Annotated in this window: 16 protein-coding genes; 5 read left to right on the top strand and 11 right to left on the bottom strand. The window is 36.9% G+C overall.

Annotated features, from left to right (window positions below; genetic code table 11):
• The first annotated feature begins 141 nt into the window (after nt 1-141).
• Nucleotides 142-1137: a hypothetical protein gene (locus tag ACU8DI_RS05280; RefSeq protein ID WP_447111708.1), complete on the top strand. Its 996-nt coding sequence runs from the start codon at nt 142-144 to the stop codon at nt 1135-1137.
• Nucleotides 1138-1215: 78 nt separating this feature from the next.
• On the opposite strand, the gene dnaK is transcribed toward ACU8DI_RS05280, so the two are convergent.
• Nucleotides 1216-3132 carry a molecular chaperone DnaK gene (gene dnaK, locus ACU8DI_RS05275; RefSeq protein WP_447111707.1) on the bottom strand — a complete coding sequence of 639 codons (1917 nt, stop codon included), beginning with the start codon at nt 3130-3132 and terminating at the stop codon, nt 1216-1218.
• Between the two features lie 197 nt (nt 3133-3329).
• Between dnaK and ACU8DI_RS05270 the strand changes: the two genes are divergently transcribed.
• Nucleotides 3330-4754 (top strand): L-serine ammonia-lyase, encoded by a 1425-nt coding sequence (locus tag ACU8DI_RS05270; protein ID WP_447111706.1) that lies wholly within the window; start codon nt 3330-3332, stop codon nt 4752-4754.
• A 12-nt stretch (nt 4755-4766) separates the two neighbouring features.
• Here the strand turns inward: ACU8DI_RS05270 and ACU8DI_RS05265 are convergent, their stop codons facing one another.
• Nucleotides 4767-5222, bottom strand: a complete 456-nt coding sequence (locus ACU8DI_RS05265) for a nuclear transport factor 2 family protein (RefSeq protein WP_447111705.1) — start codon at nt 5220-5222, stop codon at nt 4767-4769.
• Between the two features lie 105 nt (nt 5223-5327).
• On the opposite strand from ACU8DI_RS05265, the gene panB reads away from it, so the two are divergent.
• Together panB and ACU8DI_RS05255 are read left to right on the top strand one after the other, a co-directional pair.
• Nucleotides 5328-6146, top strand: coding sequence for a 3-methyl-2-oxobutanoate hydroxymethyltransferase (gene panB / locus ACU8DI_RS05260; protein ID WP_447111704.1), 819 nt, complete (start codon nt 5328-5330; stop codon nt 6144-6146).
• A 16-nt stretch (nt 6147-6162) separates the two neighbouring features.
• Complete coding sequence (locus ACU8DI_RS05255) at nt 6163-6867, top strand: RluA family pseudouridine synthase (RefSeq protein WP_447111703.1); 705 nt, start codon at nt 6163-6165, stop codon at nt 6865-6867.
• Here ACU8DI_RS05255 and ACU8DI_RS05250 read toward each other — a convergent pair.
• The 8 genes from ACU8DI_RS05250 to ACU8DI_RS05215 form a co-directional block, all read right to left on the bottom strand.
• Complete coding sequence (locus tag ACU8DI_RS05250) at nt 6864-7703, bottom strand: sensor histidine kinase (RefSeq protein ID WP_447111702.1); 840 nt, start codon at nt 7701-7703, stop codon at nt 6864-6866. The genes ACU8DI_RS05255 and ACU8DI_RS05250 overlap by 4 nt on opposite strands.
• The gene (locus ACU8DI_RS05245) at nt 7637-8353 is read right to left on the bottom strand and encodes a hypothetical protein (protein ID WP_447111701.1); all 717 of its coding nucleotides are present in this window, start codon (nt 8351-8353) and stop codon (nt 7637-7639) included. The genes ACU8DI_RS05250 and ACU8DI_RS05245 overlap by 67 nt, the downstream gene beginning before the upstream one ends.
• A gap of 7 nt (nt 8354-8360) precedes the next feature.
• On the bottom strand, nt 8361-8879 hold the full coding sequence (locus tag ACU8DI_RS05240; RefSeq protein ID WP_447111700.1) for a hypothetical protein: 519 nt from the start codon (nt 8877-8879) through the stop codon (nt 8361-8363).
• Between the two features lie 91 nt (nt 8880-8970).
• Nucleotides 8971-9819, bottom strand: a complete 849-nt coding sequence (locus tag ACU8DI_RS05235; RefSeq protein ID WP_447111699.1) for a 5-oxoprolinase subunit C family protein — start codon at nt 9817-9819, stop codon at nt 8971-8973.
• Entirely contained in the window at nt 9812-10543 is a 732-nt protein-coding gene (gene pxpB / locus ACU8DI_RS05230; protein ID WP_447111698.1) for a 5-oxoprolinase subunit PxpB, read from the bottom strand. Before pxpB ends, ACU8DI_RS05235 begins: the two co-directional genes overlap by 8 nt.
• Complete coding sequence (gene pxpA / locus ACU8DI_RS05225; protein WP_447111697.1) at nt 10540-11274, bottom strand: 5-oxoprolinase subunit PxpA; 735 nt, start codon at nt 11272-11274, stop codon at nt 10540-10542. Before pxpA ends, pxpB begins: the two co-directional genes overlap by 4 nt.
• On the bottom strand, nt 11271-12482 hold the full coding sequence (locus ACU8DI_RS05220; protein ID WP_447111696.1) for an Nramp family divalent metal transporter: 1212 nt from the start codon (nt 12480-12482) through the stop codon (nt 11271-11273). The genes pxpA and ACU8DI_RS05220 overlap by 4 nt, the downstream gene beginning before the upstream one ends.
• Nucleotides 12475-13602, bottom strand: a complete 1128-nt coding sequence (locus ACU8DI_RS05215; RefSeq protein WP_447111695.1) for a DUF2891 domain-containing protein — start codon at nt 13600-13602, stop codon at nt 12475-12477. Before ACU8DI_RS05215 ends, ACU8DI_RS05220 begins: the two co-directional genes overlap by 8 nt.
• A 158-nt stretch (nt 13603-13760) precedes the next feature.
• Here ACU8DI_RS05215 and ACU8DI_RS05210 point away from each other — a divergent pair, with 158 nt between their 5' ends.
• Nucleotides 13761-15914 carry a tetratricopeptide repeat protein gene (locus tag ACU8DI_RS05210; RefSeq protein ID WP_447111694.1) on the top strand — a complete coding sequence of 718 codons (2154 nt, stop codon included), beginning with the start codon at nt 13761-13763 and terminating at the stop codon, nt 15912-15914.
• A 13-nt stretch (nt 15915-15927) separates the two neighbouring features.
• Here the strand turns inward: ACU8DI_RS05210 and ACU8DI_RS05205 are convergent, their stop codons facing one another.
• The gene (locus ACU8DI_RS05205; RefSeq protein WP_447111693.1) at nt 15928-21129 is read right to left on the bottom strand and encodes an SDR family NAD(P)-dependent oxidoreductase; all 5202 of its coding nucleotides are present in this window, start codon (nt 21127-21129) and stop codon (nt 15928-15930) included.
• Nucleotides 21130-21132: the final 3 nt, after the last annotated feature.

The following is a 21132-nucleotide window of genomic DNA, read 5'->3' as shown; positions in this document are numbered from 1 at the left end:
TTAAAATTATGATCGCTAATAAAATGACTCCAAATCAAACTAAACAACTTCTTTTCAGCGTTTTAAGTCGTATTTCATCTAATATATTGCATTGTCATGGTTCTGTTGGTTAATTTGGACCAACCACAAATCAACCCAAAGATGTATACAATCAAAAAACCTTCCATCATTATCATCATTTTTTTACTTGGATTAACTATTCACGCGCAAGTTGGAATTGGCACTACCACACCAGATGCTAGTGCTGCACTGGAAGTCAATGCTTCAGACCAAGGATTACTAGCTCCGAGAGTCGCACTCACTGATGTGACGAATGGCACCGCACCAATAAATTCACCTGCCACTGGACTATTGGTTTACAATTTAAATGCGGGAGTTACTGGTGGCTCTGGTATAGGCTTCTATTATTGGAGTGGATCACAATGGGAAAAGTTAATTACAGCAACCGTTGTGGACGATTGGAAATTAACTGGAAATACAGGTACAAATCCTGCAACCGACTATATAGGCACGGCAGATGCTCAAGATTTGGTCGTTAGGACCAATAGTGCTGAGCGTATGCGCATTCAGTCAGATGGTGACGTCGGTATCGGTACAAATAACCCTGTTCATGATTTAGATTTAACAGGTGATTTTAGAATGCAAGGTGATTTTATCAATCAACAAACGATTAGAGCCTATTCAGCAACTATACAAAATGTTCCCTTTAACAATGGTATTATCACACCACTAACAGGCACAGTAGCTGCCATTACAATCACAGATGGCAATGGCGTCAATAATTCTGCCGTTTTCATTAGTGCATTTGCTCGTGTATTTGGTGGTAGTTTAGATGGCACTAGCAGTTCATTGGGAGGCTATTTCATGATATTACAGCGTGATGATAATCCTGGATTTACCTCACCAACAAATGTGACCTATACCTCAGGAACTTGCTATATAGAAACACCTAATGGAGCTACATCAGCATCCATTGGTTTTGGTGGAGGTGGTCATGTGAGTTATTTAGACATAGGCCTTACCGCGGGAACAACCTATTATTATAGACTAGCTATATACACGAATGGTGTAGGAATTACTAATGGAACCTACGATTTATACCAGCGAAGTGTCACCTTATTACAGATAAAACAATAAAGAGTTTATCAAACATATTTTAAAAAAAAAGCGCAACCATTTCTGATTGCGCTTTTCAAATGTTAAGCAATTATATAATTATTTGACTTCTTCAAAGTCAACATCTTCAACGTCACTACTTTCATCGGCAGCTTGTCCTTTCGCACCAGCACCAGCATCTGTTGGACCTCCTTCTGGAGCACCTTGAGCTTCAGCTTGTGCTTTATACATTTCTTCAGAGGCGACTTTCCAGGCTTCATTGATTTTTTCTAAAGCAGGCTCAATAACAGCCACATCTTTAGTTTCATAAGCTTTTTTCAACTCTTCAAGCGCTTCTTCAATAGGCTTTTTCTTATCATCAGATAATTTATCACCAAACTCTTTCAATTGACTTTCCGTTTGGAAAATCATCGCATCAGCTTGATTTAATTTATCAGCAGTCTCTTTTGCTTTAGCATCCGCTTCCGCATTGGCTTCCGCTTCTTGCTTCATTTTCGCAATTTCCTCTTCAGTTAATCCTGAAGACGCCTCGATACGAATGTCTTGCGACTTTCCAGTTGCTTTATCTGTAGCAGATACTTTGATGATACCATTGGCATCAATATCAAAGGTCACTTCAATTTGTGGGACACCTCTTTGTGCAGGTGGAATACCGTCTAAGTGAAAACGACCAATGGTCTTATTATCTGCTGCCATAGGACGCTCTCCTTGCAATACGTGAATCTCAACAGATGGTTGATTATCTGCAGCTGTAGAGAACACTTGTGATTTCTTAGTTGGAATTGTCGTATTCGCTTCAATTAACTTCGTCATCACATTACCCATAGTTTCAATACCAAGAGATAGCGGTGTTACGTCTAATAAAAGAACGTCTTTCACATCTCCTGTTAAGACACCACCTTGGATACCAGCACCAAGCGATACTACTTCATCTGGATTCACACCTTTACTTGGCGCTTTTCCAAAGAATTTCTCAACAGCCGCTTGTACCGCAGGAATACGTGTTGAACCACCTACTAAAATCACCTCATCAATATCACTTTTAGAAAGTCCGGCTGCTTTTAAAGCAGACTCACAAGGTTCAATAGTTCGTTTTACTAGGTCGTCAATCAGTTGTTCAAATTTCGAACGTGTTAAGGTACGTACCAAGTGTTTAGGTCCACTAGCTGTAGCCGTTACATATGGCAAGTTAATTTCTGTTTGGGCAGAAGATGACAATTCAATTTTTGCTTTTTCAGAAGCTTCCTTAAGACGTTGTAAGGCCATAGGATCTTTTCTTAAATCAATACCTTCCTCAGCATTAAATTCATCAGCTAACCAATTGATAATCTTTTCATCAACATCGTCACCACCTAAATGCGTATCACCATCTGTAGATAACACTTCAAAAACACCGTCTCCCAATTCTAGTATGGATACATCATGTGTACCACCACCAAAATCAAATACCACGATTTTTTGGTCTTGTCCTTTTTTATCTAATCCATAAGCTAATGCTGCTGCAGTAGGCTCATTGATAATACGTCTTACTTTTAAACCAGCAATTTCACCAGCTTCTTTCGTTGCTTGACGTTGTGAATCATTAAAGTATGCAGGAACAGTAATTACCGCTTCATTCACATCTTGTCCTAGATAATCCTCAGCTGTTTTCTTCATTTTCTGAAGAATCATGGCTGATAATTCTTGAGGTGTGTACAAACGACCATCAATGTCTACTCTAGGTGTATCATTATCACCCTTTACTACTTTATACGGTACACGTTCTGCTTCCTTTTTGGATTCAGAATATTTATTACCCATAAAACGTTTAATAGAATAAACTGTTTTAGTTGGGTTCGTAACTGCTTGTCTTTTTGCTGGATCACCAACTTTGATTTCTCCACCTTCTACAAAGGCAATAACCGAAGGCGTTGTTCTTTTACCTTCAGCGTTTGGGATAACTACTGGCTCATTACCTTCCATGACGGAAACACACGAGTTGGTAGTTCCTAAATCGATTCCAATAATTTTACTCATAATGTTATATTTAGTGTTTTAATTTCCGTGTTAGCGGAAATGTTATGTTCATTTTAATTTCGTAATGTATATGTCAATGATTATGCCATGACAAAAAGTATGACATGATGTCATTTTTTGTCTTTTAAAGTTTTAAATAAAAATTATTGTAATCCTAGTAAACACATTATCTTTGGCGTACTAAATCGATTTCGTAAATGGAGTGTATTTCTGTCTTTGACATGCTCAAGATTGGTGTTGGTCCGTCAAGTTCTCACACCCTTGGTCCTTGGCGAGCTGCCGAACGTTGGATTAAGGAATTGAAAACGACCAAAAAATTTGATAAGGTTGAAAATATAACCGTAGATCTCTATGGCTCTTTATCATTAACTGGAAAAGGGCACGCTACAGATTATGCAGTCCTACTTGGTTTGAGCGGTGCCGATCCCGAATTTATTCCGGTGGATACCATTGATGTGATTATCTCTTCGATTAAAAATACCAAGACCTTATTATTTAATAATGAGGTTCCCATGCCTTTTGATATAAAAACGGACATCATTTTTAACCGAAAGTTTTTACCCTTTCACGCTAATGCCATGACCTTCTCAGCACATATAAATGGGCGACGCTATAAATCGACCTACTACTCTATTGGTGGCGGATTTGTGGTACAAGAAGAACGCAAAGTATCGAAGGCTAATAAAATCATATTCTATTGCACATTTCCTTATCCCGTTTCTACGGGTAACGATTTGCTGAAGTTTTGTAAGGATTTAAATTTACCCATTTCTGGTGTTGTCCTAGAAAACGAAAAATCAATCAAACCTGCGGAACTCATAGATTCTGAACTGAAACGCATTTGGGATACGATGTTAGAATGTATGTATGTGGGTTGTCATACTGAAGGGAATCTACCTGGAGGACTCAATGTAAGACGTCGCGCTTACGACATGCACCAAAATTTAAAAGGCAATAAACCATACAGCAATCCTGTAGAATGGTTAAACGCCATTAGAGATACGGAAGTGAAGTTTCGTCAAATCCTTAAATGGGTTAGCTGTTTTGCCTTAGCTGTAAATGAAGTCAACGCCTCTTTGGGACGTGTCGTTACTGCTCCTACTAATGGCAGTGCTGGTGTAATTCCTGCAGTGCTCATGTATTATTTAGTCATTGAAAATCACGATGGCAATTTTGAAGACATCAAACGTTTTTTATTGGTGGCTGGTGAAATAGGAAGTATTTTTAAGAAAGGAGCTACTATCAGTGCAGCCATGGGTGGTTGTCAAGCTGAAATTGGTGTCTCCTCAGCGATGGCAGCTGGCGCGTTATGTGAATTATCTGGAGGCACACCTGAACAAGTATTGGTAGCGGCTGAAATTGCCATGGAACATCATTTAGGACTTACTTGCGATCCAATTGGTGGCTTGGTACAAATTCCGTGTATTGAAAGAAATGCCATGGGAGCTATCAAAGCCATTAATGCTTGCGAACTCGCTTTAGATACGGATCCTAAAAACGTTAAAGTACCTTTGGATAAAGTGGTTAACACGATGTGGGAAACCGCTAAAGACATGAACACGAAATACAAAGAAACTAGTGAAGGTGGTTTAGCTGTTGGTGTGCATTTGAGTGACTGTTAATAAACGGCTTAATTAAGTATCACAATCTTGATGTCTAGTATCTACTAAATAAATGATTTTCCAGACACCTTCCGATTTATACAGTTGAAAGGAATTGACGCCACAATGACTTAATTTTTCATCTAACCAAAATTGATAGGGTGTCCAAACTTGGGCCATATCACCATCCACCTGAATCTTATAATCCAGAAGTATCTCTTGAAATTTTCTGTCTTTTGGAATACTGACAATAGATTTCAAAAAATCATGGAAGGGTTCTGTTTTCAATAAAACTTTACCAATCCTATCTTTACCTATGGATTGCATTTTGATGTCTTTTTCAACCGTACTTAAAATCAAGGTGCTATCCTGCTGATGGAATCCTTCAAAAAAACGATCTATGGTGGCTTTGACTTGATCACTTTCAGAAGATTGGGAAAATGCAAAGCATGTCGATAACAGCATTGTAAAAATCAGGACGTGTTTCATGGCTTTTAAATTTCCGTGAAATTATAAAATTATTAGTTTTTAAGCCTTAGAATAAATAAAGTTTAACAAATCTCTGTATTTTTACCAATAATTAATTTCCAAAACATGTCTGTAGCTAAAAAAGATTACAAAAGAATTACTGTAAAATCACTCATCGAGATGAAGCAAAATCATCAAAAAATATCGATGCTTACAGCTTATGATTATACCATGGCAAAGATTGTGGATGAAGCTGGCGTTGATGTGATTTTAGTTGGAGATTCAGCGAGTAATGTCATGGCTGGTCATGAAACCACCTTACCCATTACCCTCGATCAAATGATTTATCACGCCTCGTCAGTTGTACGAGCCATTGATAGAGCCTTGGTTGTGGTTGATTTGCCCTTTGGAAGTTACCAGAGTGATCCTAAGGAAGCGCTTCGCTCTGCGATCAGAATCATGAAAGAATCTGGTGGTCACGCTGTTAAGATGGAAGGCGGTAGAGAGGTGAAGGAATCCATTAAACGCATTTTAAACGCCGGAATTCCAGTGATGGGTCACTTAGGACTCACACCACAATCTATATACAAATTTGGAACCTATACCGTTCGGGCGAAAGAGGAACAAGAAGCCCAGCAACTGAAAGATGATGCTGTCATGTTAGAGAAAGCTGGATGTTTTGGCATCGTACTCGAGAAAATACCTGCTAAATTGGCACAGGAAGTAGCCGAAAGCGTCTCCATTCCTGTAATTGGGATTGGTGCTGGTGTTGGTGTAGACGGTCAAGTTCTAGTGTTACATGACATGCTTGGTATGACTCATGAATTTAATCCGCGTTTTTTACGTCGCTATATGAATTTATACGAAGAGATGACCAATGCTATTGGTCAATATGTAACCGATGTTAAGTCGAAGGATTTCCCGAATGATAAAGAACAATATTAATCTAGAATTTTAGTACTTGTCTAAAGATAAAATCCTTTCCAACGCTTCCAATCTCAAGGTTCTTTATGAAGACAATCATATCATAATTGTCAATAAACGTGCTGGAGATATTGTACAAGGTGACAAAACGGGCGACACTCCATTGAGTGATGTCGTTAAGGAATTTCTAAAAAACAAATACAACAAACCAGGAAATGTGTATTTAGGTGTCGTTCACCGTTTGGACAGACCTACAACAGGTGTTGTGCTATTTTCAAAAACGAGTAAAGCGTTACCCAGACTCAACAAATTGTTTGCCGATAAGAAAACTGACAAAACCTATTGGGCGATTGTAAAAAATGCACCCAACCCTTCAGAAGGCACCTTAATCAATTGGTTAAAGAAAAATCCGAAAAATAATAAGTCAAGTGCCTACACCCACGAAATTAATGGTAGTAAAAAGGCCATTTTGCATTACAAAACCTTAAAATCTTTAGAGCGTTATACCTTGCTTGAAATCACTCTAGAAACTGGAAGACATCACCAAATTAGATGTCAGTTGGCACACATTGGATCACCTATTAAAGGGGATTTAAAATATGGTTTTGATCGCAGTAATCGCGATGCTAGTATAAGTTTACATGCGAGAAGATTAGCATTTATTCATCCCGTATCCAAAGATCAGATTGACGTTATTGCACCACTACCCGACGACCCTATTTGGCAAGCCTGTGAGCATTAATTTTCAAACGGATAATTAATTCTTAATTGTACGCCTTTATCGGGTTCAGACGTTAAACTAAAAGTCGCACCAAGCAATTCTGCCCTGCTTCTCATGTTAATAAGTCCTGAGCCTTTTTCAGCTGTAGACAAATCAAACCCATTACCGTCATCTTGAGCCATTATAACTAATTCATCGTCTTTATAATCTAAAACAACCTCAATCATATCGGCTTCAGAATACTTGACAGAGTTTGAAAAAAACTCTTGTAGAATTCTAAAAAGAATAATCTCGTGCTTTTTATCGTTCAACTCTCTAATGTCTCCAACAATTTTTAGTTCAGCACTTTTAAATTGCAATCGTTTAGAGCGGTCAAGTTCATTCAAGATGGATTCTTTAAAACCCATATTCAGTAGCACATCATTGTTTAGGGATTTTGATAGTGCTCTAACTTCACTCAAGCTATCTTGCACAATCTGAGTGGTCTCTGCTATACGGTCTTGAGCCTCACCTGTTACTTTAGAACCGAGCATATTCAGTTGCATGTTCGCATAAGCTAATAATTGTCCGACATTATCATGTAATTCTCGGCCAATATGTTTTAACGTTTGCTCTTGAATTTCGGATTGCGTTCTGGATAATTCTTCATCAAACTTCTTTTCCCTTTCTACCTGTTCTATTAACAGCTTATTTTTTCGCTTTTGAAATGTGACAAAAAATAATATGACCATGACAGAGAGTAATAGCAGTGCGAATATAACATAAGCGATAAAAGCAATCTGCTCTTCGTTTATTGCTTGTTCTTGCTCTTGTACAGCGCATAACAAAACCCGAATGCAAAACATAAGTAAGTACATATATTAATAATTAACAATAGGATTCTTCTGAAGTCCACAAACTTCGTGTTTACCGCTTTAAAATAATTATCAAAAATAAAGAGTGGTGTCACACAAATGTACCATAAAAATAAGGCAATACTGATATAGAAAGACGCCAACTTGTAATATTCTAAGAGAACTTCACTATTCATCAGTTCAATAAAATATAAAATCACATAAATGCTTACGATTACCGAGGCTAAAATAGCATCATAGGGCAAAGTAGTTGTAAAAAACGCATCGGTGAACGTATAGAATATTAGCGCAAAAAGCGTGTATAATACGATAATCGCTCGGATCAATACTTTAAACGACGGTTTGCTGAGCAAACCCGAATAAAACACACCTAAAAATCCGATAGTTAACAACGAGTAAATATTATACAACCAGTGGTTACTACATAACAAACTATTTTTTAGATCAATAAACCATTGTTTGTCATAGTTGTCTTGCATGAGATGAGAATACCCACCAATCAATTCCACGACAAAAGTCATCCACAGATAAAAGACAAATATCTTTAGAACGGAGTTCGGTTTTTTTTTTAAATAATAACTACCAGCCAACGCCGCAATGAGCTCAACGGACTTAGTTAGTACTGAATAATTATTTATTAAAAAATCTTTCAAATTCTAGTTATTGCGGATAATTGGCACTTGGCGGCTCACCACTACCTCCTTTATTAAGACCTCCACCATTAGGAATATCATTATTCCCTTGAAATGACATATGCAACACGTTTCCTTGAGAGGTGTTTTTATAACCTGTAGGTACAAATAAATAGGTAGAATATCCTGGAACACCTTTAGAATCTGGATAGGCACCTGGATAAATTCTTACACCAGTCATAACGTAACCTAGACTATCAGCTTGATTTTCAGCAATCGTTAAATAATCTCTCACATCCTGAAGCGCATACCATGAAGATCTGTTATCACCAAATTCTGTGTTTGGGAAAATGGAATCACTAATGAGATCATATCTCGGATTATAGGCTTGAGTTAACGCTGATATTTGACCTGCATCAATATAGCCCTTAGGGTTTCTTGGCACCATAGAGTCTACCATGTCTTCTTCGTTGTAATTGGCACAGAAATAGTACATTGCGGCAGCCCCTAAGATAATCCCTAAAAAAAGTGTTACTAAATTTTTCATAATTTGAATGGTTTTGAATTAATGCGAGTGTAATGTATTGAAAATCTTAATACAAAACCATGATTTTTGTTAAAATCGAAGTTTTTTCTTACTAATTTTTACGTTTTAACCGAATCTTACTGCCAAAAATCTTTTGAGACAATCGGTTGATAGATGCTTCCTCCAATTGTAAGATTCTCGGGTATCCACCTGTGGTTTGGCAATCTCTCATCAGAATGATCATTTGCCCTGATGGCGTTAACTGAATAGTTCCTGGCAACACCAATGATGTAATAATATCCTGCAGGTCATTGCTGAGAGTTTCTTCAATTTGATATGCCATACGATTGCTCTTATTGGATAGTGTGAACGTTGTACGAAACAACCATTCTTGTTGTATTTGATTCAATAACTCAAATTCTGGACCTTTATATACTTCTAAAATTTCAGAGTTAAAATGAAGGTCATTCACTGCCACCGTTGCATAATTTGGTGGTTGCTTTTTCTGAGCTTCAGCTATTTTAATTTTCGCACCTTTCGAAAGTTGACTACTTTTCGTAATCGTCTGATACATGCTCCTACTCCCTAAAACTGAAGGCGTTAAAAACCCACCAGCGATGGCAATATAAGCTCTACAGCCATATAATAGCTTTCCGAAACTAAGTATTTCCCCTTTCGTGATAAAAACACACTGGTTATTGGCAATTGGCAGATCATTGATTTTCGGACTGATGTTGGCTCCAGAAATACATAATTGTGTGTCTATCTCAAATTGAAGCTTTGGTCCAGTAGCTATAATTTCAATAACGGCTGCATTTAAGCTGTTTCCTAATATGCCATTTGCTACTGCTGCAGAATATCTGTCCATAACTCCTGAAATCGGCACACCATATTCGGCATACCCTAGGCGTCCAAGATCCTGAACCGTATCCAATAAGCCCGTTTTCAATACCTCAACCATGGATCAACTCAAATTTAAGTTCATAAGATTGCTCATTAATGCGTTGTTTGATATGCTCATACGCGTCTCGGCTTACAGGTTCAAACTTTATGCAATCGCCTGCTGAAATCATACAAGGTGGCGACGTATTCGCATCAAAAAGTTCGATCGGTGTATTCCCAATAATATGCCAACCGCCAGGACTCACATTTGGATAAATACCCGTTTGATTTCCACCAATAGCAACAGCTCCTTTTTCAATGCGAGCTCTAGGTGTTTTTCGTCGTGGCATAAACAATCTTTCGTCCAAACCACCCAAATACAAAAACCCTGGCAAAAACCCGATAAAAAAGACTGTATACACAGGTGCGGAATGCCATAAAATTACATCGTCAATTGACTGATTATTTTGTGTCACTATGTCATTTAAATCCAACCCAAACTCTGCGTCATAACAGACAGGAATCTTCCAAAGTTTTGAACTTAATACAATTTGGTTTTTTTTCGATGAATAGAGGTCCTTTAATCGTAAAATTTCATCATTGACATTATCAATAGTTAACTTATAATAAATTAATAATGAATTATATGCATTGTTTATATAAACTATTTCTTTAATATTATTATTTAATATATAATTTTTAAAAGATAAGAGATCCTCCAGAATATTTTTGTCAATTTTTGCTGGCCAAGACACCAAAATCGCACGTTCAGAAAAGCGTTTATAATGCAGTTGATAACTCATAAAATTCGTATGTTCTTCTCTTGTAAAATCTGCGTTAATTTATTCAAATTCTCAGCGGCATTTTTATGATCACCGTGAACGCAAAAAGTAGCTGCTTTTATTCTTAATGTCTTGCCATTAATAGAGGTTAATTGTTGTTTAGAAATGATGGAATTTATTTGACTAAACATGGCTTCTGGTTCAGTAATTAATGCATCGTCATGATGTCTAGAAACGAGAGACAAATCATCATTATAATGCCTGTCAGCAAATGCTTCATATTTAACAATCACTTGATTTTGATGCGCTATTTTAGAAACTACAGAATCGTATGGAGCAAATAACTCTAATTCCTTGTCAAATAGCAGCAAGGTCTCAACAATGATCTGAGCTATTTTTTTATTCTTCACGGCCTCGTTGTACAAAGCGCCATGAGGTTTGATATGTTTAACTTTTGCGTTTTGAGATTGTGCGATATCATAGAATGCTGTCATCTGATTAACAAGAGATTTTTTCAAATCCGTTAAGCTAATGCTCATTGTTTGCCGACCAAAATTAAGTCTATCTGGAAATGAAGGATGCGCACCAATATGGACATGATGCTCTTGAGCCAGGTTCACAACTTGGCGCATCGTATCCTCTGTTCCTGCATGACCACCGCAAGCAATATTACACGAAGAAATCATTGGCATGAGTTCTTTTTCATTACCTATTCCCTCTCCCATATCACAATTGATATCAATATGCTTCATAATAATTCAAACACTTTTAAAATACTCTTAACTCCTAGAAATATTGAAATACCTAAAATGAACCATCCAATGCTATTTTGCCATAACGAATTTTTAAACTTACCGAGTAAGGAAGACTTATTCATCACCCATAATAAGAAGCCAGCAATCAAAGGCAATAACAAACCGTTTGCTACCTGAGCAAATTTGATGATTTCAATGGATTTAAAACCCACAGAGGAAAATACAACACCTAGTACTAGCACAAAAATCCACACAGCTCTAAATCTTCTAGAAGACATACTATCGCGCCATCCCAAACATCCTGAGGCTACAAATGCAGCAGCTAGTGGTGCCGTGATAGCACTTGTAATTCCTGCAGCAAATAAGCCCACAGACATAAACACTGTGGCATAATTTCCAAACAAAGGTTCTAAACCTTTGGCTAGATCCGCTGCGCTGTAAATTTCTGATGATGTAATAGCTGCAGCGGCAATAACAATTGAAATTGATACCATTCCACCTAAAATAACAGCCACAATCGTATCCCGTCTTACATGCTTTAAGTCGGAAGTATGCTGCCATTTTTCCTTTACTAGAGAAGCATGCAGAAATAAGTTATAGGGTACTACGGTCGTCCCAACAAGCGCAATCACTGTTAGAATAGAAGTTTCAGACAATGAAGGTATAAACATGCCTTCTATAATTTTTGAAATATCAGGTTTGGTCATTATGGCAGTAATTAGAAAAGAAATACTCATCAAAATCACCAATGAAATTAAAGCCTTCTCTAAAATTTTATAATTTCCAAAGTACAATAAAACAAAGGCTATTCCGCCAATGAGCAGACTCCAATAAGGGATGGTGTTTTCTTGAGTTCCAGTTAAGGTCATCAAGCCTAAAACACTACCACTGATATTTCCAGCCTCGTAAGCTGCGTTACCTATGACTATGGCAGAAAAAACTAAAACCACCGCAAAAACCTTTAGTAAAGGGTGAGTTATTTCGGTTCTTATAATTTCAGAAAGCCCTTTCTGCGTCACCAAACCTAATCGAGCCGACATCTCTTGCAATACAATGGTCGCCACTACCGAAAGTAACAAAGCCCAAAGTAAGGAGAATCCAAAATTCACACCTGCCAAAGTACACACCGTCACGGTGCCTGGTCCAATAAATGCTGCGGCTACTAAAGGACCTGGTCCAATATTTTTAAACCAACTCCTAATCACGATCTACCGAGTTTAACGCATATATAGCGAAACTACCTAACCAATGTCCGCCTTCATAGCTATCTCCAACAATACTTGGTAGCGAATAATTGATATGTTTATTCGCCACATTTTTAAGGTGAGCATAGGCTGATAAACCCCTAGCAATTTCGTTTAGGCTCCAAGCTCTAGAAAAATTCACACCGTCTAAGTGCACTAATTTGCCATCAGTCCTATCACTCACTTTACCAGTCTCTAAACTGAAGTTTTTATGTTTTAACTGTGGAAGAAAATCGTTTAACCATTTTTGAAATGGTTCTTTTGGTAAAACACGTTTCATCAAAGCCGCTTCTTCTAGACAAGGCGATAGAAAATCAAAACCACTTGGCTCCCATGACAACGGACAATTATCATCATTCATATAAAAATCTTTGGCACGTTGCTCTATGAGTTGAGACAATTCTTCATTACCAACGGTAATAGCGTAGTCGTAAGCAAATGAAAGCCCGAATGCCGTATTTGGATGCTCTCCAACGCGAATTGGATAATTAAGTTTCGGAAGAAATTCTAAATATTTTTCTACAATTAAATTCGTAAGTGGCTGTAGTTGATCTTCCAGAGTTCTGGCGAGAGGATCATCCCAGGTATGCAGTTCTTCCGCTAGCTTCAAAAGCCATGCCCAACCATATGTGCGTTCAAATGAGGTATTGTACTGTCCGAAAAAATAATTCACTTCAGCTTCTATATGTGCTTTAGACATGTTCTCTAACAACATTCGTTTTGCATCATCTGCGAGATCCATCTCAGGAAATTGTTTTAATAAACTTACCAAACTCCAATGTCCGTGTACGGCAGAATGCCAATCAAAGCAGCCATAAAAAGCTGGGTGCAATTCTCTTGGCGTTTTTAAATCGGTTTCACTCCCAATCGTTTGGTTTAACTTATTAGGATATTCCGTTTGGATGCAATGTATGGGCAATTGGGCCAATCGATTCGCTTGCTCCAAATCAATTTTAGGAACAGCTGCGATTTTAACCTCTTTGGAAGTATCTTCTATGTCAGAATTTATGGTCCTCTTTTTATCTGAAGACGTGCAACTTAATGCCATCAAAACAATGACAATCATGGAATAAGTTTTCATATGAAAGGCTCTGTAGTTATCAAGTAAAAATACAATTTAATTATTCAGTGCTATAACTTTTAACGCGTGTCTAATACTAATTTGACAAATAATCTTATATTTAGATTTGTTTAAAACACCTACGTGTAACGATGACCCAAGCATAAACTACATAAAGCATGTCAACCGAAAATAATAGACAAAAAAAATGGTTAAAAGTCTTGAAATTCTTTGCAGCTTATCTAGTCGCTGCGTGGACATTTCTTCAATTTGTCGATTGGGTATTAAATCGTTATGATATTTCACCATATTGGGTAGATGTATTACTCTGGTTATTTATAGGGATTATTCCGTCACTCTTAATATATTTTTATCATCAAGAACGCCTTAATAAACTGATTTTTAAGCGTCGTGAAAAAATCATCATTCCTTTAAATATTATTTTACTGGTTATGACCTTATATTTTGGTTTCGGAAATAGCGATTTAGGGGCCACTACTAAGGAAATTTCCTTTGAAAACACCGAAGGTCAATTGGAGACTAAAAGATTTACTAAGGAAGAATTTAGAGTGGGAGTTCCTATTTATGGATTTAATCAAATATCTGAAGATAGCACCATTTCTTGGATGCGATATGGCATTGGAAAGTTATTGTTGGAGGATTTACTTCAAAACAAAAACTTAAGTCCTGAGTTTATGTTTTTAACCAACACAACCACTAAAATTAGAGAAGCCTCTTTATTCAATGAATTCTATATCGACGGAAATTACCAGAAAATTGGCGATAACTACGAAATCACAACCTTCATAAGAAAAGCGACAAACGGCAAAGTCATAAAACAACAACTATTTAAAGGACCAGACATTCTTAAATTACTCGACGATATAAGCGCCTACATTACCTCTGAATCAGGATTTGTTGAAAGCAACAATCTTAGATATATTGATTTACCTATTAATGAGTTCATAAGTAACTCCTTACCTGCTATTGAAGCTTATACCAATGGCGATTATAAAAAAGCCTATGATATCGATTCTAAGTTTGCTTTGGCCTATTTAAAGGAAGCCGAAAGAAACAGAAACTACAACAAAGGCAAATTGGAAACCCAAGATATTATCGATAAGGCTGCTGCTTTAAAAAATAAGCTCCCATTGCAAAAACAACTTGAAATATCTATTCAGCGCAACTTGGCATATGATAACTACGAGGAAGCTGAAAAGCTTGTGAAATTACAATTAGAAGTTGATCCTAATAATGATTTTTATAATCGTGTTCTATTTTCAATATATGGTGAAACTAAAAATACAACAGCGTTTTTAAATACAGCCGATGCCTTATTTAAAAATGACCCTAATGCCGAAACTGGTATCAACTTGAGTAAAGCCGCACTTGTCAACGGTGAAGACCAAAGAATTTTAGACGAAATAGGCACTTATGAGATGATAAATCCAAGAGTTCGAGCACTAAAATTAGAGCCTTTACTATTTCAAGGTGACGTCAATTCCGCCGAAAAACTCTTTAATGAACTAAAATTAACTTATCCTGAATATAAAAACCGAAGCAGAGCTTATGATTCGATATTTACTTTCCTAAAGAGTGATGCTTACCAATCTAAAAATCTTGAACAGTTTGTTGGACTCTACAGATCCGCTAACAATGAACAAGTCAAAGAATACTGGATTGAAAACGACAGGTTAATTCAATATGTCAAAAACCAAGATATGTCTGCGTTTTTACCAGCTGGTAAGCATGCTTTTGGTGGTGGTTTTATTTTAGAGACTACTTTTTATACCGAACTAATAAAAGATACTAACGGTAAACCTATAGGATTAAACACCTTTCAATTTAATTGGAGTAACACCATTAATCGCTTATATTGGAAAATTGATGCTTCTATTTCCAAAGCCAATGAAGCGTTTGAAAACAACAACTTAGAAGCGGCCGAAAAGCTCTTTGAGACAGCTATTGAGAATAACCCAAAACATGTGTATTTAAAAAATATCTTAGAACACCTTGTGTACTTAAGGACAAAAAATAGCGATTCTTTACAGCGACAATTTAAGCGTCATTCAGGAAGGTATGGCCCGAGAAATTTCTGGGTTGAAGACGGGAAATTTTATTACAAAAGAAAAGGAAATACAGCCGATTTGGCAAGAGTTGAACTTTTACCAATTTCAGAAAACAAATATATCGATCTCACAAGGTTGAGCACTATCATGGAGTTTGAACCTTTAGATAATGACACGTTTGCTTCCTTCGCTCACAGCTTTAATACGAACACTTGGGAATGGGAAGTCCTCAAAGATGAAACCAATTTTTTCACTAAAGAGTAACACAAGGATGAAGCTATGACATACTCATAGTTAATTCATCATTCTTCTTAAACTCTACGAAGGTTTTGATATCTGATATGCTCATATCATCGTTGAGTTGATCTATAGTGATGTCTACGCCAAATTCGGTTCTTATAAATTCAGAAATGACAACAACAGATAATGAATCGATATGATAATCACTCAAACTTGTTGCAATATCAATGTCTGCGATATCCATAGCCAGCAAATCTGCTACTTCTTCTAACAATCTTAATTCCATATTGGATTGGATAGCTTTATTTTTAGAATTGACGTCTGTAGGTTCTGATAAATGCACATAATTCTCTAAAATTGAAGCACTATTTTTTTGATAACCGATAAACCTTTCCCAGTCAACTTTTTGTATAATAACTTGAGCTTGCGTATTAAAAAACACAGTATCCAATGCAGCAATACCTTCGCGCTCTGTTAAGGCGATAATCCCGATTTTCTCTAAATGCTTTTCAAACCCTAATTTAGCCACCATTCCCGACTTCCATGCACTCCAATTTATGGTTAGTGCGGGCAATCCCATACGCCTTCTAAAATGTGCCAATGCATCTAAAGTTGAATTTGCAGCCGCATAATTACCCATACCTCTATTTGGAAAACAACTAGCAACAGATGAAAAGAGGATAAAATGCTCTAGTGGTACTAGCTTGAATAACTCATGTAGATGCCAAGCTCCTAATAACTTAGTGTTAACTACCTTATTTAAAGAGTTGCGATCAGTCTCAACTAAGAGTTTGTCATCAACCACGCCAGCAGCATAAACCACACCAGCAATCTCGTTAATTGGCAATTGATTTTTCAAAATATTGATAGAATGATTCTGTGATAGATCTACTGTGACGACCTCAACATGAGCGCCTTGCATCCTTAATTCATTAACAAAACTATTTTTCTCTGATAGCATCTCTTCCTGATAAGGTGAACTGGTTGTTAAAATAAAGTTCCTAGCGTCATTGGATAACATCCAACGGACCACTTCTTTCCCTAAAGCTCCAAAAGCACCTGTCACTAAATACGGTAAAGACTTGCTGAAGCTCACATCAGTTTTTTTATTCGATGTAGCCACGTGACTTTTTAAACGCAATTTAAACCACTCGCCATTCCTAATAGCATATTGATTCTCAGTGGTTTTTTGTGCGACTACCGAAAGTACATTCTTAAAATCTTTGATACTTTCTATATCTATAATGCCACCACTATTTTCTGGAAACTCCTGATTGCAAAAGACTCTAGCCATTCCCCAAAGCGCATTTTGAAATGGATTGTATTTTTGCTGTGATAATGGTTGTGCATTCTGACTTACAAACCAAACCTTACCTTTAAACGCTAGCTCCTTGATTGTTTGACTTAAAACCACCGTCGAGTCACATATTTTGGGAATCACATCAGATGTTGATGCCACATTCAGAGCAAGACAATTTATCACCAACGCATTATTGGGAATATTATCAAAGAGGTCAAGCATTATTTTTTGCTTTGAAGCTAAGGACTGCTGTTTTGTAGTTTTGTAGCAAAGTACTGAAGCTTTGATATTAAGAGACGTTACTTCTTTAATAATCTGCTTCCGCAAGGCTTCCTTATCAACAATAATTACCACCTCACTAGCAAGTGTCTTGTTCAGACTTTTAAAGATATGTGGCTCCCATTCTAGAGTACTCACAAGGTCATCTATATCCTTTTGAAATTTTAAATCTTCCTGACTTTTAGACAAGGCCTGTGTTTTAAAATTACGAAAAGTACTTATCAATTGCCCTTCAGCATTATACAATGAAATATGATATTCTGAAGTATTCACTGTCTCTTGAATCAATTCAGAAGTAGCGAACATCTCAGGTGTTGGTTGCCTGTAAACTTTAACTTCACCTATAGACGTTGGTATTTGAAAGGGAATAGGATTGAATTCGAAGTTAAATCGGCATGCTAAAGCACTATGAAATGCCATATCTAAAACCACTGGATGTAATTCGTATTTATCGTCACACAGTTCTGGTGGCACCACAATGCTGCATTGACTTGATTTGCCATCAGAAATAAATGATTTTACACCTTGAAATTCAGGTCCGTAACCATACTTTGATTTAGAGAGTAAATCATATAATAATTTACCATCCGATGTGTTTCCTTTCAAATGTTTTTCAGCAAAGACACTTGTGGTACTTTGGTTTTTAGGTAAGCATCTGTAATGTGCTCTTGCCGCTACAAAAAAGTCTTTAGGATATAATTTTTCTGTAACATAAATGGTTACTATTTTTTCCTTTGTGTCTAAACATACTTTTGTGAAAAAACTAGACTTAAAGGATAAACGCACCAATTTTTCAAAAGTCAAATGTTCAATAGCAAATTGTGAATTGGGTAATACCTGATTTAATGCAGATAACACAAGTTCCACATAAGTCGCTCCTGGTAACAAATAGTCGCCTAATATTTTATGCTGATTTAACCAAGACAATTTTGAGGTAGACCATCGTGCCTCCCACTGATTTTCTTGCTCTACTAATTTTGTCCCCAAAAGCGGAGCTGCAATAGGCATCAATCTGCGTTGTTTACTTAATTCTGACTCATGCCAAGCCGTTGTTTTTAACCATGGATATGTTTCTAATTGGACAAAACTTCCATGTTTTACTATCGCTTGCCAATTTAAGTTCACTCCAAACTCATAAATAGCAGCTATCGTACCGTACAGTTGAAATGCGCTTCTTTTGACTCGATTGAGTATCAATGAAGGTGTGTTTTTTGTTATTTTTCTGAGATGCTGAAGCAACACTGGGCTATCAGAGATTTCAAGAAAAGAGCATTGTCCCATGTGATCTTTCAATATCTTCGATATCGTTTCTTGAAATCGCACAGGACTTTTTAAACTATCTTGCCAATATGTTTTAGCCATTTCTGCACTTTCAACTTGTTCTCCTGTGACTGAACTATATAGTGTTATACTCGCTGGTTTAGGATGTATCTTTAATGGTAGAAGGTCGCTGTCATTCAGCCCTTGAAACATGTGTTTGTGATGAAATGCTTTCTTACTTGGTAATTCTTTAAATGCCATATGATGCCTCATTAAATCAGCAGACAGTGTCTTTAAAGCGCTCTTTGTTCCAGAGACACTAATACTATCTAAACTATTATAGGCTGCAACAGAAAGACTACCATTAAATTTATGAATCAATTGATAAGCCTCGGATAATTTCCCCATTAAGGAAATCATACCACCAGAATTATCGATTTTATGAACCAATGTGATACGATGATGAATGAGTTTCAAGGTGTCCTTTAAATCATAAACGCCAGCCGCATAAAATGCCGCAAATTCACCAGCACTATGACCTACTACGGCATCAGGCTTCAGCCCCAGACTTTTAAATAAAGCAATTAAACTCATTTGATGAAAAGAAATAGCGATTTGCAAATGGTGATAATCTTTTATGATCTCGTCTGGTTTTTGTTGATCTAAAACATCCATCATTGATTCACCAGATATGATTTGATAGATCCTATTACATTCATCATAAGCCTTTCTAAAAACAGGTTCACCATGATACAACTTTTTGCTTGAACCGTAAGTTGTGCCTCCCAATCCTGAAAATACCCAAATCATGCTATGTTCAACAATAGACTTCAATGCGTTTAATTCGTTATTGTGCAAGATCTGTTTAAGTTGTTGATTAAGGTCTTGTTTAGTCTCAGCAGACAGCAACTTTCGGTATTTGAGATGCGCACGATGATTTGCAAATGTATAACACAGGTCATCTGCAGATTGCGACTGAAGAGCAGTCAAACAATTTGATGCAATCGTTTCAAAAGCCTCTTTAGAATTAGCTGAAATTGGCAAGAATAATCTTTTGTCTTCTGGCTTTCTTTTTTTATTGACAGACATTAATTTTTGATCATATGCTTCAACCAAAACATGAGCATTACTACCACCATAACCGAAAGAATTTACACCGCCAATTAATCGACCTGAAACCTGTTTTAGTTCATGAGTTCTTAATGGAACTTGCAGATTGAGTGTATTAAATGGAATATTCGGATTTAAAGGAGTAGCATGTAAATTTTTAGGGATTGCTCTGTGTTGTAAACACAGGATTGCTTTCATCAAACCAGCAACACCTGCTGCTGATTCCGTATGTCCAATGTTACTTTTACAAGACCCAATTAAAAGTGGTTGACTTTTGTTTCGGGCTTGTCCATAAATATGACCGATTGAATGTGCCTCAATGGGATCACCTACAGATGTTCCTGTTCCATGAGCTTCCACAAAGGCTACCATATTGGGTGTTATTAATGCGCTATCACAAGCCTTCATCATGGCCGATTTTTGAGCATTTCCATTTGGCAATGCAATACCGTGAGTGGCACCATCTTGAGTAATTGATGAACCAATAATAACGCCTTGTATTTGGTTTCGATCTCTAATCGCATCTTCCAATCTTTTTAAGATAACAACACCTACACCTTCACTTCTTACATAACCATCAGCGTTCTCAGAAAAGGAATGGCATCTTCCTGTCTTCGACAAAAATCCTGTTTTGGTTTCTCCAATCATAAAATCTGGCGTCAACATTAACATGGCACCACCACCTATAGCTAAGTCAGAATCTCTAGATTGCAAACTTCTACAGGCTTGATGTATCGAGGTTAGTGACGCCGAGCATGCCGTATCTATTGACATAGATGGCCCTTTAAAATTAAAGGTATGTGAAATTCTATTGGAGAGCATGGTATTAGTCATTCCCGTAGGCGTGTATACAGAGTACACCAAAGGTTGCAATTGCTGTATGAATTGGTAATCTGCTGTAAATGCACCCATAAAAACACCAACCAATTTATCTGACCATTTGGTAATATCCATACCGCCTTGTTCAAATGATTCCCAAACAACTTGTAAGGCAATACGTTGTTGTGGATCCATAGAATTCGCTTCGTTAGAAGATATGCCGAAAAAACCATAATCAAAACTTTTGATATCTTCAATAAATCCCGCTTGAGGACTCACAATACTTCCTTCTTGTGTCCTATCGCTATCATAAAAATAGTCATGGTTCCAGCGGTCTCTCGGAACATCAGAAATTACATCTACGCCCTTTTCTAGAACATTCCAAAAAGCAGAAGGACTATCAATTCCACCCGGAAAACGACACCCCATTCCAACGACTGCAATAGGTTCATATGTTTTATTGTTTGACATCTT

It is taken from the genome of Psychroserpens sp. BH13MA-6 (assembly GCF_052983595.1).
This window is presented reverse-complemented; position numbering and strand designations above follow the sequence as displayed.

Bases quoted from the DNA above. Each gene is read 5' to 3' on its own strand.
- ACU8DI_RS05280 (WP_447111708.1), top strand. From the start codon at position 142: ATGTATACAATCAAAAAACCTTCCATCATTATCATCATTTTTTTACTT.
- dnaK (WP_447111707.1), bottom strand. From the start codon at position 3,132: ATGAGTAAAATTATTGGAATCGATTTAGGAACTACCAACTCGTGTGTT.
- ACU8DI_RS05270 (WP_447111706.1), top strand. From the start codon at position 3,330: ATGGAGTGTATTTCTGTCTTTGACATGCTCAAGATTGGTGTTGGTCCG.
- ACU8DI_RS05265 (WP_447111705.1), bottom strand. From the start codon at position 5,222: ATGAAACACGTCCTGATTTTTACAATGCTGTTATCGACATGCTTTGCA.
- panB (WP_447111704.1), top strand. From the start codon at position 5,328: ATGTCTGTAGCTAAAAAAGATTACAAAAGAATTACTGTAAAATCACTC.
- ACU8DI_RS05250 (WP_447111702.1), bottom strand. From the start codon at position 7,703: ATGTACTTACTTATGTTTTGCATTCGGGTTTTGTTATGCGCTGTACAA.
- ACU8DI_RS05240 (WP_447111700.1), bottom strand. From the start codon at position 8,879: ATGAAAAATTTAGTAACACTTTTTTTAGGGATTATCTTAGGGGCTGCC.
- ACU8DI_RS05235 (WP_447111699.1), bottom strand. From the start codon at position 9,819: ATGGTTGAGGTATTGAAAACGGGCTTATTGGATACGGTTCAGGATCTT.
- pxpB (WP_447111698.1), bottom strand. From the start codon at position 10,543: ATGAGTTATCAACTGCATTATAAACGCTTTTCTGAACGTGCGATTTTG.
- pxpA (WP_447111697.1), bottom strand. From the start codon at position 11,274: ATGAAGCATATTGATATCAATTGTGATATGGGAGAGGGAATAGGTAAT.
- ACU8DI_RS05215 (WP_447111695.1), bottom strand. From the start codon at position 13,602: ATGAAAACTTATTCCATGATTGTCATTGTTTTGATGGCATTAAGTTGC.
- ACU8DI_RS05210 (WP_447111694.1), top strand. From the start codon at position 13,761: ATGTCAACCGAAAATAATAGACAAAAAAAATGGTTAAAAGTCTTGAAA.
- ACU8DI_RS05205 (WP_447111693.1), bottom strand. From the start codon at position 21,129: ATGTCAAACAATAAAACATATGAACCTATTGCAGTCGTTGGAATGGGG.